Source organism: Variovorax monticola, assembly GCF_051216855.1.
Taxonomy (GTDB): domain Bacteria; phylum Pseudomonadota; class Gammaproteobacteria; order Burkholderiales; family Burkholderiaceae_C; genus Variovorax.
This window is the reverse complement of record NZ_JBPJZP010000006.1, coordinates 196,958-210,563: the sequence shown is the minus strand read 5'-3', so window position 1 is coordinate 210,563 and position 13,606 is coordinate 196,958. Positions and strand designations below refer to the sequence as shown.

Sequence of the window (13,606 nt, the reverse complement as noted above, 5' to 3'; positions counted from 1 at the left end):
GGGGATCGGGGGCGTGGTTAAACCGGGATTCTACCGGGACCGCGCTACCCCAGGACCCAGAGCAGCGTCAAACCCAGCAGGATGCTGCAAAGTCCAAAGAAACGAAGCTGGCCGTCGCGCAGCTGCATGAGCTGCCCGAAACCGCGCCGCCATCCCCCCGGCGAAACGAAGGGCAGGATGCCTTCGATCACCAGCACGAGCGCAAGGGCGCTCCAGAAGACGTCGGCGCTCACGGCTCCGGACGAATCAGCGGCGAGGGGCGCTGGCGGCCGATCCCGAGCCCTGCATGGCGCGGAAGAAGTCCGACGACGGGTCGAGCACCATCACGTCGCTCTTCTTGTTGAAGCTCTGCTTGTAGGCATCGAGGCTGCGATAGAACTGCGCGAACTGCGGGTCGCGGCCAAAGGCCTCGGCATACGCGGAAGCAGCCTGGGCATCGCCCTCGCCCTTGATCTTTTGCGCATCGCGATAGGCATTCGCCACGATCACTTCCCGCTGGCGATCGGCATCGGCGCGAATCTTTTCGCCCTCGGCCGTGCCGGTCGAACGCAGTTCGTTCGCCACGCGCTTGCGCTCGGCCTCCATGCGGCGGTAGACCGATTCGGTGATCGCTTCCACATAGTCGACACGCGTGATGCGCACGTCGACCACGTCCACGCCCCAGGGCTTGGCACCCTTCACCACCGACAGCACTTCGCGCTGCACGTCTGCCATCAGGGCTTCGCGGCGCACCGAAATCAGGTCGCGCACGGTGCGCTTGTTGATGTTTTCCTGGAACGCATTGCGAACCACACGGTTGAGCTGCATGGCACCGGCGTTCTCGTCGAGACCGACGTTGCGGATGTAGGCCCGCGGATCGCTGATGCGCCAGCGCACGTACCAATCGATCACCACGCGCTGCTTTTCAGCCGTCAGCATGGGCTCGGTGTCGATACTGGACAGCGTCAGCAGACGCTTGTCGATGTACGACACGTTCTGGAACGGCGGCGGCAGCTTGAAGTTGAGGCCGGGCTCGGTGATCACGTCCTTGATCTGGCCGAGGGAATAGACCACACCGAACTGGCGCTGATCGACCACGAAAAGGGTCGAGCTCAACAGCACGAGAAGGACGAGGATCGACGAGGCGATGAATCCGATTCTGTTCATTTTCTTCCTGCCCTTTTCAGCGCACGTCGCGTTCACGCGAACGACCGTCACGCACGCGGGTGTCGTTCGTGGTCGGCGCCACCGGTATCACCGACGACTGGGCCGGCGCCGTGCCGGCCACATTGGGGTTGGCAGCATCGACCGGCGTTGCCGCGGTGTTGTTGCCACCCATCTGCATGAGCTTGTCCAGCGGCAGGTACAGCAGGTTGGAGCCCTGCTTGCTGTCGACCAGCACCTTGGTCGTGCTTGCATAGATCTGCTGCATGGCGTCGGTGTACATGCGGTCGCGCGTGACCTGGGGCGCCTTCTGATATTCGGTCAGCACGGCGCTGAAGCGGCCGGCGTCGCCCTGTGCCTGCGCCACGATGCGCGCCTTGTAGGCCTCGGATTCCTCCTTGAGGCGCGAGGACGTACCCGTGGCCAGCGGCACGACCTGGTTCGCGTAGGCTTGCGCATCGTTCTTGGCGCGCTCACGTTCCTGGCCCGCCTTGAGCACGTCGTCGAATGCGGCCTGCACCTGCTCCGGCGGGCGCACCCCACCCTGCTGCAGGTTGATGCCGACGACTTCGACGCCGATCTTGTAGCGATCCAGAATGGTCTGCATCAGCTGACGCACGCGAGGAGAGATCTGGTCGCGCTCCTCCGCGAGAGCGGCATCCATCTTCATCTTGCCCACCACCTCGCGCACGGAGCTTTCGGCAACCTGGACGATGGTCTCGGCAGGCGACTTGCTCTCGTAGAGCCAGGCTTGCGCATTGCTCAGGCGGTACTGCACGGCGAACTTGATCTCGACGATGTTCTCGTCTTCGGTCAGCATGGCCGATTCGCGCAGCCCGGTGGAACGCACGATGGCGTCACGGCCCACGTCGGTCGAACGGATCTGCGTGGTCACCACCAGCTCGTGACGTTGAATGGGGTAAGGCAGGCGCCAGTTGAAGCCCGCGTTCACCGTCGACTTGTAGCGCCCGAACTGGGTTACCACGGCCTGCTGGCCTTCGTTCACGATGAAGAAACCCGTGCCTAGCCAGATCAGGATCGCGACTGCAGCCACGAGGCCGAGGCCGAATCCTGCGTTCTTCATGTCGGGCTTGAAGCCATTGCCGCCACCGCCGCTGCTGCCGCCGTTAGGACGATTGCCGCCACCCTTGCCGCCGAAGAAACCGCCAAGCTTGCGATTGAGGTCGCGCCAGAGTTCATCGAGGTCGGGCGGGCCCTGGTTGGGCCCCTGGCCGCGGGGACGGTTGTCGTTGTTGTTGCCCGAAGGCGGGGGGGTCGGTGCGCCCGGAGGATTGGCATCGGGGGGCCGGTTCCCGGCCGGGCGATCGCCGTTGGAGGACGGCTCGTCGCCACGCCCCCATCGGCCATCGTTCAGATTGAACATGCCCAGAAACCCTCTCCACGCTGGCTTTGAATTCATTCGCTTCGTTCTCTTGTCAGTGGCGGGATTGTGCCCAATCAATCGGCGGAATCGTGCAATTCAGCGTCCGCCTCAGGGGTCATCGTATCGGCTACGGAGCCCGACTGCCGTGCGAGCTCGGCGCGCAGCAGCGGCACGCCCTCCCCGCTCTTGGCGCTGAGGAAGATGCGCGGGACCTGCACGCCGTCGATTTCCATCTCGTCCTGCAGATGCAGCGGATGTTGCGCGCTTTCAAGGGCGTCGAGCTTGTTGAACACCAGAAGCTGCGGAACGGTGTCAGCGCCGATGTCGCGCAGGACCGACTGCACCTCAGCCATCTGCTCGGGGTAATGGGGGTTGGAAGCGTCGATCACATGCAGCAGCAGGTCGGCATCGACTGCCTCCTGCAGCGTGGCCTTGAACGCATCGACCAGGCCGTGTGGCAGGTCGCGGATGAAGCCTACGGTGTCGGAAATGGATACCTGCCGACGCGCGTCGCCCAGATAGAGATTGCGCGTGGTCGTGTCGAGCGTGGCGAACAGCTGGTCGGCCGCATAGGCTCGGGCCTTGACCAGCGCATTGAACAGCGACGACTTGCCCGCGTTGGTGTAGCCCACCAGCGAGATGTTGAAGGTCTCGCGGCGCTCGCGCTGGCGACGCTGCGTGCCACGCTGCTTCTGCACCTTCGCAAGACGCTCGCGCGTGCGCTTGATCGACTCATTGATCATGCGGCGATCGAGCTCGATCTGCTTTTCGCCGGGGCCGCCTCGCACACCCGCGCCGCCGGTCTGGCGCTCCAGGTGGGACCAGCGGCGAACCAGGCGCGTACTGAGGTACTGCAGGCGAGCGAGCTCGACCTGCAGCTTGCCTTCGTGCGAACGTGCGCGCTGGGCGAAGATCTCGAGAATGAGGAAGGTGCGGTCGTAGACGGCAACGTCGAGCTGACGCTCGAGGTTGCGCTGTTGCGCAGGACTAAGGGACTGGTCGAAAATGACTTCGCTGGCCCTGTGCAGGGCAGCCAATTCCTTGATTTCCTCGGCCTTGCCGCTGCCAACGAACAACGCGGCGTCGGGGGCCTTGCGCTTGCACGCAATACGGGCGACAGGCGTAAGGCCTGCGGTCTGCGCAAGCAGGCCGAGTTCCTCGAGTTCGCTGTCGAAATGGGGCAGCCCGAAATCGACACCGACGAGAACGGCGGCGCCTTCCTGGCGGGGGATCAGTTCAGACAAGCGGGATCAGAATAGGGAAAAAGCGCGGCAACCGGGGCCGCCGCGCTCCGCGCGATCAGGCAGCGGCGTCTTCGCTCTCGGAGGCCGAGAAGTTGACGGCACGACCCGGCACGATGGTGGAAATGGCGTGCTTGTAGACCATTTGCGTCACCGTGTTGCGAAGCAACACGACGTACTGGTCAAAAGACTCGATCTGGCCTTGCAGCTTGATACCGTTGACCAAATAAATGGAAACCGGCACGTGCTCGCGACGCAAAGTGTTCAGAAACGGGTCTTGCAGAAGTTGCCCTTTATTGCTCACGATATTCTCCGTGTTCAAGAGTAGTTGTTGGAGATATGACCTTAACACAGGGTTTCCGCGCTGCAGCAACCGGGGTCAAAAGCCTTGAGAAAATAACGTCTCTCAAAAGACGGAACTTCCGTGACAGCGTCAAGTCAACAGCCGCCATCGGCGGCCAAGATACTGTCGCCGCTCAGTCGTCCTTGTCCGCAAACGGATTCGTCGAGCTCTTGAACTGGATCCGCAGCGGCGTGCCCACCAGCTCGAACTCCTTGCGGAAACGCCCTTCGAGGAAGCGCTTGTAAGCGTCCGTCACGTGCTCCAGCGAATTGCCATGGATCACGATCACCGGCGGATTCATGCCCCCCTGATGCGCATAGCGCAGCTTCGGTCGGTACATGCCGCCGCGCTTGGGCGCCTGGAACTGCACCGCCTCCAGCAGCAGACGGGTCAGCACCGGGGTCGACATCTTGCGGGTGGCCGACTTGTGGGCCTGCGCGATCGCCTGCCACACGGGGCCCAGGCCCTGACGCTTGATGGCCGAAATGAAATGCAGTGCCGCGAACTTCAGAAACGGCAGCCGGGTCTCGATCTGCCGCTGGATCTGCTCGCGCTGGTAGCTGTCGACCGCATCCCACTTGTTGATGGCGATCACCACGGCACGTCCGCTCTCGAGGATGTAGCCCGCAATGTGCGCGTCCTGATCGGTCACGCCCTGCGTGGCATCGAGCAGCAACAGCACGACGTTGGCCGACTCGATGGCCTGCAGCGTCTTGACCACCGAGAACTTCTCGATCGCCTCGAACACCTTGCCCTTGCGGCGCAGGCCGGCCGTATCGATCAGTTCGAAATGCTGGCCGTTGCGCTCGAAGGGCACGGAAATGGCGTCGCGCGTCGTGCCCGGCATGTCGAAGGCCACGAGGCGCTCTTCACCGAGCCAGGTGTTGATCAGCGTCGACTTGCCCACGTTGGGTCGGCCCGCGACGGCCAGCTTGATCGGCTTGTTGACGTCGTCTTCACCGGTCTCGTCCTCGGGGTCCGGCAGGTTCAGCGGTGCGAGCGCAAGCTCGACCAGGTCGCGCATGCCCTGCCCGTGCGCCGCGGACACGCCGTAGACGTCGCCGAAGCCGAGTTCGTAGAAATCCACGAGCTTGGTGCCGTCGAGCATGCCTTCGGCCTTGTTGGCCGCCAGCACACAGGGCTTGCCGAGTCGTCGCAGTTCGTTGGCGATGTCATGGTCTTGCGCCGATAGGCCTTCGCGGGCATCGACCACGAAGATCACCACATCGGCCTCGGCCACGGCCTGCCGCGTCTGCTTGGCCATTTCCTTGTAGATGCCGCTGCCCGCGTCGGGCTCGAAGCCACCGGTGTCGATGACGATGAACTCGTGCTTGCCCAGGCGGCCGTTGCCGTAATGGCGGTCGCGCGTGAGCCCGGCAAAGTCGGCGACGATGGCGTCGCGCGTCTGCGTCAGGCGGTTGAAGAGGGTCGACTTGCCCACATTGGGGCGCCCGACCAGGGCCACGACCGGCTTCATGGCCGGCCTTTCGATGGCGCGGTTTTCATGATCGGGCCTTGCAAAAAGTAAAAGTTATTCAGGGCGATAGCCAAACACGCCACCCTTGGCAGTCACGACCACGACCGTGTTGCCGGCCAGGACCGGCGTGACGGTGATGGCGGAGCCATCGGGCGTGACGCGATTGAGCAGCGCGCCGTCTTCGCGAGACACGAAATGCAGCGTGCCGGTGCCTTCGCCGATGATGAGCGAGCGGCCCACGGCCAGCGGCGCGGTCAGGTCGCGGTTCTTCAGGCGGGTCATCTGCCAGGCGCGTTCGCCATCCGCACGACGCCATGCCACGACGCTGCCGTCGGATTCGGTGCCGTAGACGAAGCGGTCGTCGCCGCTGAGGCCGTCCGCGCCCGAAGCCGGCTTGCTCCACACCAACGAACCACGCACGGTTTCGACGCAGCCCACGCTGGCGTAGTAAGCCCGCGCGCAGACCGTGTCGCCGAATCGGCTCACGCTGCCGGTCAGGTCGACCAGGCGTTCCACGTCGTTGGTGCCGCGCGGTGCCGCGATGGGCGACTCCCAGCGCGAAGTGCCGTTGGCCGGGTTGATGCCCACCAGACGACCGCCGATGCCGGCAACCAGCGTGTCGCCCACGGCGATCAGCACGCCCGACTTGCGCAGCACGAGGTTTTCGCCGGTACGCTGCTGGATCCAGAGGCGGCGGCCGCTCTGGCCGTCCCACGCACTGAGGCTGCGGTCGGCGGTTTGCACGAACACGCGGCGGCCAGCGACCAGCGGCGCAGTGAAGGCCTGCGCCGACAGCTTCTGCTTCCACAGGACCTTGCCGTTCTCGATCGCGACCAGCTCGTTGTTGGTGGTGACTACCGCGGCCATGGTGCCGTCGCTGCCGACACCGGCTGCCAGAGGAGCCCCGACGCTGGCGCGCCAGGTTTCGCGACCGGCGCGGGCGTCGATGGCCACCACCGTGCCGTCGCTGCCGGCCACCGTGACCGTGTCGCCGCTGATGTCGGTGGTGAGGGGGAACTTGACCTCGGGAATGCGCACCGTCCAGGCCTGGCGAACGCCCACCAGGGCCGGGTTGGCCGGAAGCTCTTCGGGCTTAGGCTTGCCGCTGCCGGAGCAAGCCGCGAGGAACGCTACCAAGACAAGAGCTGATCCCGCACGCAGGGCGGTCGATTCAGGCACGAAACGCTTGAAATTCATGATGCGGTCAGGGAGTTTTGGGGGCTGCGGGTGTGACCGTGACGACTGGCGCCAGGCTCTTGGGGTCGACGCCGACGGCGTTGAGCTTGATCTCGATCAGGCGGCGGTAGTCGGAGGTGGCGCCAAGGCCAGTCCAGGCCTTGCGGTATTCGGCTTGCGCTTCGGTGCGCTTGCCCTGGGCCAGGTAGATGTCGCCCTTGCGGTCGGCCACCAGCGGTTCGAATTCCTTCGGCACGTTGCCATCGAGCTGCTTGAGCGCATCGTCGTACGACTTGGCGTCCAGCAGTTCGGCCGACAGACGCAGCCTGGCAATGGCCTGGTAGCCCGGGTCGATGGCGCTCTGCGCCACCCACGTGAGCGCGGCACGGGAGCCTTCGGTATTGCCCTTCTCGTACAGCGTCTTGGCGACCAGCAGGCCGGCCTGTTGCGCGTACGTGGTGGAGGCGAAGCGCTCCTTCATGTCGCCCAGCACGCGCTGGATGCGCTCGACGTCGCCGGACTGCGTGCTGCGTTCGACCTCGTCGTAAAGGGCTGCGGCCTGCGTTGCCTTGCTGCGCTGGTAGTACTGCCAGCCGTTCCAGGCCACGAAGGCGCCGGCGACGAGCAGCACGGCCCAGGTGATCAGGGTGCCGTAGGTGTTCCAGAAATGCTTGAGCTGGTCGAGCTGTTCCTGTTCTTCGAGGTCGAGAGGGGTTGCCATGCGCTGTCAGATGTTGGGAGCCGGCGATTGTAGGGTGACGGCCCAGGCGGCCACTTCTGCGAGGGGCCGTGCGGTCTGCGCAACGCTTGCGTCGCGCAGCGCTTTCAGAGTCACTTCGCCGCGTGCAAGTTCATCGGCACCGAAGATCAGTGCGTGGCGGGCGCCGCTGGCGTCCGCCTTTTTCATCTGCGCCTTGAAGCTTGCAAGCCCGTCGGCGGTGGCCGCGTGCATCTGCACGCGCACGCCGGCTTCGCGCAGCTGTTGCAGCGTGCGCAGCACGACGGGCATCGAGGCGGCGTCGGGCACGATGGCGTAAGCATCGGGGACCGGCGCAGGCACATCGGCGCCCTGCTCCTTCAGAAGGTCGAGCACGCGCTCCACGCCCATGGCCCAGCCCACCGCCGGTGCGGGCTTGCCGCCGATCTGGGCGATCAGGTCGTCATAGCGGCCGCCGGCGCACACGGTGCCCTGCGCGCCGAGCCGGTCGGTCACGAACTCGAACACCGACAGGTTGTAGTAGTCCAGGCCGCGCACCAGGCGCGGGTTGATCGTGAAGGCGATGTCGTTGGCCTTGAGGATGGACTGCAACCCCTCGAAGTGCGCGAGCGATTCAGCGCCGAGGAAGTCGATCAGCTTCGGGGCCGATTCGACGATCTCCTTCATCGCCGGATTCTTGGTGTCGAGAATGCGCAGCGGATTGCTGGGCAGGCGGCGCTTGCCGTCTTCGTCGAGCTTGTCGGCATGCTGTTCGAAGTGGGCGATGAGCTGTGCGCGGTGCAGTGCGCGCTCCGCAGGCTGGCCCAGGCTGTTGAGTTCGAGCCGCACGTCGGTCAGGCCGATGGCCCTCCAGAGCGCGCTCGCGAGCAGGATCAGTTCGGCATCGACATCGGGGCCGGCGAAGCCCAGGGCTTCGGCGCCGATCTGGTGGAACTGTCGGTAGCGTCCACGCTGCGGCTTCTCGCGACGGAACATCGGGCCTGTGTACCAGAGGCGCTTGGGGCCGTCGTAGAGCATGTTGTGCTCGATCACCGCGCGCACGAGGCCCGCGGTGTTTTCGGGCCGCATGGCCAGATGTTCCGCCTGGCCGTGCTTGTCGGAACGGTCCTCGAAGGCGTACATCTCCTTCTCGACGATGTCCGTCACTTCGCCGATGCCGCGCACGAACAGCGCCGTGTGTTCGAGGATCGGCGTGCGCACGTTGCGGTACGCATAGCGCCCCATCAGGTCGCGCACGGTGGCCTCGAGCCACTCCCAGCGCGCCGATTCGGGCGGCAATATGTCGTTCATGCCTTTGACGGCATTCAATTTTTCAGCCATGGATTCCGCGGAGGTGTCAGGCCGCGACGGCGCGCTCGCCGCCGAAGCGCTTTTCGATGTAGGTTTCGACGAGCTGGTGGAACTCGTTGGCAATATTGTCGCCGCGCAGCGTGAGGGCCTTTTCGCCGTCGATGAAGACCGGTGCGGCGGGCGCCTCGCCGGTGCCGGGCAGGCTGATGCCGATGTCCGCGTGCTTGCTCTCGCCGGGGCCGTTGACGATGCAGCCCATGACGGCCACCTTCATCGCTTCCACACCCGGGTACTTCGTGCGCCAGACCGGCATCTGCTGGCGCAGGTAGTCGTCGATCTGCTTTGCCAGCTCCTGGAAGGTGGTGCTGGTGGTGCGTCCGCAGCCGGGGCAGGCGGTGACGCTGGGCACGAAGATGCGCAAGCCCAGCGCTTGCAGGATTTCGTTGGCGATCAGCACTTCCTGCGTGCGCGACTCGCCCGGCTGCGGCGTGAGCGACACACGAATGGTGTCGCCGATGCCCTCCTGCAGCAGGATCGACAGCGCCGTGGCCGAGGCCACCGTGCCCTTGGTGCCCATGCCGGCCTCCGTGAGGCCCAGGTGCAGCGAATAGTCGCAACGCTTGGCGAGCTCGCGGTACACCGAGATCAGGTCCTGCACACCGCTCACCTTGCACGACAGAATGACCTGGTTGCCCGCCATGCCCATCGATTCGGCCAGCTTGGCGGACTCGATGGCCGAGGTGATCAGCGCCTCGTACATCACCTGCTTGGCGTCCCAGGGCTGCGCGCGCTGGCTGTTGATGTCCATCAGGCTGGCGAGCAATTCCTGGTCGAGGCTGCCCCAGTTCACGCCGATGCGCACCGGCTTGTTCCAGCGCATCGCGGCGTCGATCATCTGGCCGAACTGCTTGTCCTTCTTGTCGCCCTTGCCTACGTTGCCGGGGTTGATGCGGTACTTGCTCAATGCCTCGGCGCAGGCCGGATAGTCGGTGAGCAGGCGATGGCCGTTGTAGTGGAAGTCGCCAATCAGCGGCACGTCGATGCCCATGCGGTCGAGCTGCTCGCGGATGTAGGGCACCTGCGCCGCGGCTTCAGGGGTGTTGACCGTGATGCGGACCATTTCCGAGCCGGCAATGGCCAGCTCCTTCACCTGGATCGCGGTGCCGATGGCATCGACGGTGTCGGTGTTGGTCATGGACTGCACGCGCACTGGAGCGTCGCCGCCCACGGAGACCACGCGCGAACCCCAGACCACCTGGGCCTGGCGCGAACGGCGTGCCTTGGGCGCGGCGGCCTCGATGGGACCCACGGCAACGGGAAGGCAATCGTTTGTCATGACTTCACCTCGAAACGCGCCACGCCGCCATTCTTGGTGACGGGCTTCAGGTCGAAAGGCTGACCGTGAACCTGCACGTCCACACTCGACGCGCGGCCGACCACGACGGACAGCGGCAGTGTGCCCGACACGCCGAGCGTTTCGCCCGCCTTCAGGCTGCGGCGCAGCAGTTGCTTGCCACCGGCCTCCGTCACTGTGACCCAGCACTCCTCGCGTGCCACGAGAACCAGTTGCTGGCTGCTGCTCGCGGCGGGCGCCGAGGGCGCCGATGCTGCGGCGACAGGTGCCGCAACCAAGGGGGCGCCGTTCGAAGCGGCCGGCGCTTGACCGACCGGCCCGCTCGGTGCCACGGCCTGCGCGGGAACGGTTCCGGCGACCACGCCGGAGCCATCCGCAGAGGTCGCGCCATTCGCAGAACCTTCGGTGGTCGAACCGGCGTCGGAGCCGCTCTTTGCCGTCAGGCGCGACACCGAAGCACCGACCTGGTCGAAGACCGACTGCGGCAGCCAGAACAGCGCGCCTGCACCGATCAGCAGCAGCACCACGACCGTCACCAGCGCGCGCGACGGCAGGCCGCTCGAACGGTTGCTGCTGCTGCCGTTCCAGCGCGGCGTGCCCGACGAAACGTGACTCTTGAGCGTGCGGTCCGACTCGGCCAGCGACACCCTCTGCGTGGAAGGAAGCTTTGCGAGCACGGGCGCCGGATCGATACGCAGTGCGCGGCACACGCTGCCGGCCAGCGCGCGAGCGAAGACCGCATCGGGCAGCGAGGCGATGTCGTCCGCCTCGAGCGCCAGCAACTTCTGCGGTGGCACCTTGAGCGCGGCCGCCACCATCTCGATGTGCAGGCCGTGGGCCTCGCGCGCCTCGCGAAGCAGATCGCCGGCCGTCTTGTGCGTGGTGTCGCCTTCCTCGAGCGTCTGTGCCACGGAAGTGCCGAACTCCAAAACCCGATCAGTCATTTAAATTCCCGCGTTCGTACGCGATTGCCTCCCGCGACTGTGGGAAGCGTCGTTGCAGTTGACCGCCCAGCTGCGCGGCAGCCTCGCGGTTGTTGAGCTTTCGCTCGATATTGATGCCGAGCGCGAGCGTTTCGGCGCTGGCCGATGCGCTGTTGTTGACGCGGCGAATGTAGAACTGTGCACGCGACCACTCTTCGCGCTGCGCGAGCACCGAGGCCAGGTTGAAGCCGACCACCGGGTTGCCGGCGTCGATCTCGTAGGCCTGCATGAGGCTGCGCTCGGCCTGCACGCGCTGGCCGGCCTTGAGCTCGCACACGCCCTGGGTCATCAGCGTCTTGGCGCGGTCGGGGTAGCTGGGTACCGCCAGCGCCTCGTTGAACTGCGCCGCGGCATCGCCGTAGCGGTTCTGCTGGCACAGCAGCCAGCCGTAGTTGTGGCGTGCGTTCGCATCGCGCGGGCTGATGGCGATGGCGCGGCGGAAGCTGTCCTCGGCCATCCCGGCATCGTCCAGGCGCATGTACACGAGGCCGCGCAGGTTGTAGGCGTCCGCGTTGTTGGGGTCGGCGACCAGCGCCTGCTTGATTTCGTCGAGCGCCACCGTGGTCTGGCCATGTTCGAAATAACCCGAAGCGAGCTCCATGCGCAGACGCGCGCGGCGCTGGCGGGAGCTTTCGTCCGACTCGGTCACGACCTCGACGCCCCTGCCCGAGCTGCTGTCGGCCAGGCTGGTGGTGGTCGTGCGGGTGTTCACGCAGCCCGAGAGCAAAAACGCCACGGCGACGCCGGCAAAGCTCGCGGCAAACAGCCGCTGCGCGCTCACGGTCGTCATCGGAAAGGCCATGCTCATGGGGTCAGTGCTCCTGGGGAATGGTCTTGCGAACCGGATGCATCACGATGGGACGCTCTGCCGCACGGCGCTGCGCCATGCGTTCGGCCGCACGGGTGCGGTCCTTGACGTCGCCGGCGAGCTGGCCGCAGGCGGCGTCGATGTCGTCGCCGCGCGTCTTGCGCACCGTGGTCACGAGCCCGGCTTCGCTCAGCGTCTTCGCGAAAGCGAGAACGCGCGGCTGCGGCGATCGCAGCAGGCCGGACGCCGGAAACGGATTGAACGGAATCAGGTTGAACTTGCACGACACGTCGTGCGTGCGCACGAGTTCGATCAGCTGGCGCGCATGCTCGGGCTGGTCGTTCACGCCATCGAGCATGCAGTACTCGAAGGTGATGAAGTCGCGCGGCGCGTGCGCCAGGTAGCGCTTGCAGGCCTCGAGCAGTTCGGCGATAGGGTACTTGCGGTTGAGCGGCACGAGGTCGTCGCGCAGCGCGTCGTTCGGTGCATGCAGCGACACGGCCATGGCCACGGCGCAGTCGGTGCCCAGACGGTCGATCATGGGCACCACGCCGGACGTCGACACCGTCACACGGCGGCGCGACAGCCCATAGGCGTTGTCGTCGAGCATGGTGCGCAGTGCGGGCACCAACGCCGAGTAGTTCTGCAGCGGCTCGCCCATGCCCATCATCACCACGTTGGAGATGACGCGCTCGCTGCGCTTGAGGTGCTTGCGAAGAAAATGCTCGGCAAACCACAGCTGGGCGACGATTTCGCCCGTGCTCAGGTTGCGGCTGAAGCCCTGATGCCCGGTCGAGCAAAAGCGGCAACCGACCGCACAGCCGGCCTGGGACGACACGCACAGGGTGCCGCGGTCGTCCTCTGGAATGAATACGGCTTCGACGGCATTGCCGTCACCGACGTCGAACAGCCACTTGATCGTGCCGTCCTTGGATTCGTGCTGCGTGATGACCGGCAAGGCCTCCACGCGCGCGGTGGTCGCGAGCTTCTCGCGCAGCGACTTCGCCAGATCGGTCATCTGGGTGAAGTCGCTCGCGCCACGCTGGTGGATCCAGCGGAACAACTGCGTGGCGCGGAATTTTTTCTCGCCGAGCTTTTCGCAGAACGCAGTCAACCCCTCGAGATCGAATTCGAGCAGGTTGACTGTGGTCATGGAATCGGTCGAGATGGGCTTCAGCGTGCGTAGACGTTGAGGCCCGCGAAGAAGAAGGCGATTTCGTTCGCTGCGGTTTCAGGCGCGTCCGAACCGTGCACGGCGTTGGCGTCGATGCTGTCGGCGAAGTCGGCGCGGATGGTGCCGGCGGCCGCCTTCTTGGGGTCGGTGGCGCCCATCAGGTCGCGGTTCTTGGCGATGGCGTTGTCGCCTTCGAGCGCTTGCACGAACACGGGGCCAGAGATCATGAACTCGACGAGGTCCTTGAAGAAAGGACGTTCCTTGTGCACCGAGTAGAACTGCTCGGCTTCGTTGCGCGACAGGTGCACCAGCTTGGCGGCGACGACCTTGAGGCCGGCGGCTTCAAAGCGGGAAACGATCTTGCCGATGACGTTCTTGGCAACTGCGTCGGGCTTGATGATGGAGAGGGTACGTTCGATAGCCATTGAAATGCTTCCTGGAGCTTTGATTTTGAAGTGTTTTGTCACAACTGCAACGCATTCGTTGCGTCACCTGTCGACAAAGCCTCTGATTTT

At 65.2% G+C, this 13,606-nt stretch carries 14 protein-coding genes; all 14 read right to left on the bottom strand.

Going from position 1 to position 13,606, the window contains the following annotated elements; genetic code table 11:
• Positions 1 to 44: 44 nt before the first annotated feature.
• Positions 45 to 233: a DUF2065 domain-containing protein gene (locus ACSFA5_RS21970; RefSeq protein WP_435446159.1), complete on the bottom strand. Its 189-nt coding sequence runs from the start codon at positions 231 to 233 to the stop codon at positions 45 to 47.
• Between the two features lie 13 nt (positions 234 to 246).
• The gene (gene hflC / locus ACSFA5_RS21965; RefSeq protein WP_435446158.1) at positions 247 to 1,146 is read right to left on the bottom strand and encodes a protease modulator HflC; all 900 of its coding nucleotides are present in this window, start codon (positions 1,144 to 1,146) and stop codon (positions 247 to 249) included.
• A gap of 16 nt (positions 1,147 to 1,162) precedes the next feature.
• A complete protein-coding gene (gene hflK, locus ACSFA5_RS21960; RefSeq protein WP_435446157.1) occupies positions 1,163 to 2,527 on the bottom strand; it encodes an FtsH protease activity modulator HflK in 1,365 nt (454 codons plus the stop codon).
• 74 nt (positions 2,528 to 2,601) lie between these two features.
• On the bottom strand, positions 2,602 to 3,771 hold the full coding sequence (gene hflX, locus ACSFA5_RS21955) for a GTPase HflX (protein ID WP_435446156.1): 1,170 nt from the start codon (positions 3,769 to 3,771) through the stop codon (positions 2,602 to 2,604).
• A 55-nt stretch (positions 3,772 to 3,826) separates the two neighbouring features.
• On the bottom strand, positions 3,827 to 4,072 hold the full coding sequence (gene hfq, locus ACSFA5_RS21950) for an RNA chaperone Hfq (protein ID WP_435438615.1): 246 nt from the start codon (positions 4,070 to 4,072) through the stop codon (positions 3,827 to 3,829).
• A gap of 172 nt (positions 4,073 to 4,244) precedes the next feature.
• A complete protein-coding gene (gene der, locus ACSFA5_RS21945; protein WP_435446155.1) occupies positions 4,245 to 5,588 on the bottom strand; it encodes a ribosome biogenesis GTPase Der in 1,344 nt (447 codons plus the stop codon).
• A gap of 54 nt (positions 5,589 to 5,642) precedes the next feature.
• Positions 5,643 to 6,785, bottom strand: a complete 1,143-nt coding sequence (gene bamB / locus ACSFA5_RS21940) for an outer membrane protein assembly factor BamB (RefSeq protein WP_435446154.1) — start codon at positions 6,783 to 6,785, stop codon at positions 5,643 to 5,645.
• A gap of 7 nt (positions 6,786 to 6,792) precedes the next feature.
• Complete coding sequence (locus tag ACSFA5_RS21935) at positions 6,793 to 7,485, bottom strand: YfgM family protein (protein WP_435446153.1); 693 nt, start codon at positions 7,483 to 7,485, stop codon at positions 6,793 to 6,795.
• Between the two features lie 6 nt (positions 7,486 to 7,491).
• Positions 7,492 to 8,802, bottom strand: a complete 1,311-nt coding sequence (gene hisS, locus ACSFA5_RS21930; protein ID WP_435446152.1) for a histidine--tRNA ligase — start codon at positions 8,800 to 8,802, stop codon at positions 7,492 to 7,494.
• Between the two features lie 16 nt (positions 8,803 to 8,818).
• Positions 8,819 to 10,108 (bottom strand): flavodoxin-dependent (E)-4-hydroxy-3-methylbut-2-enyl-diphosphate synthase, encoded by a 1,290-nt coding sequence (gene ispG, locus ACSFA5_RS21925; RefSeq protein WP_435446151.1) that lies wholly within the window; start codon positions 10,106 to 10,108, stop codon positions 8,819 to 8,821.
• The gene (locus ACSFA5_RS21920) at positions 10,105 to 11,070 is read right to left on the bottom strand and encodes a helix-turn-helix domain-containing protein (protein WP_435446150.1); all 966 of its coding nucleotides are present in this window, start codon (positions 11,068 to 11,070) and stop codon (positions 10,105 to 10,107) included. Before ACSFA5_RS21920 ends, ispG begins: the two co-directional genes overlap by 4 nt.
• Entirely contained in the window at positions 11,063 to 11,917 is an 855-nt protein-coding gene (pilW, locus tag ACSFA5_RS21915) for a type IV pilus biogenesis/stability protein PilW (protein ID WP_435446149.1), read from the bottom strand. Before pilW ends, ACSFA5_RS21920 begins: the two co-directional genes overlap by 8 nt.
• Positions 11,918 to 11,921: 4 nt before the next feature.
• The gene (gene rlmN / locus ACSFA5_RS21910; RefSeq protein ID WP_435446148.1) at positions 11,922 to 13,070 is read right to left on the bottom strand and encodes a dual-specificity RNA methyltransferase RlmN; all 1,149 of its coding nucleotides are present in this window, start codon (positions 13,068 to 13,070) and stop codon (positions 11,922 to 11,924) included.
• Positions 13,071 to 13,090: 20 nt separating this feature from the next.
• On the bottom strand, positions 13,091 to 13,516 hold the full coding sequence (gene ndk / locus ACSFA5_RS21905; RefSeq protein ID WP_435446147.1) for a nucleoside-diphosphate kinase: 426 nt from the start codon (positions 13,514 to 13,516) through the stop codon (positions 13,091 to 13,093).
• Between the last annotated feature and the right edge of the window lie 90 nt (positions 13,517 to 13,606).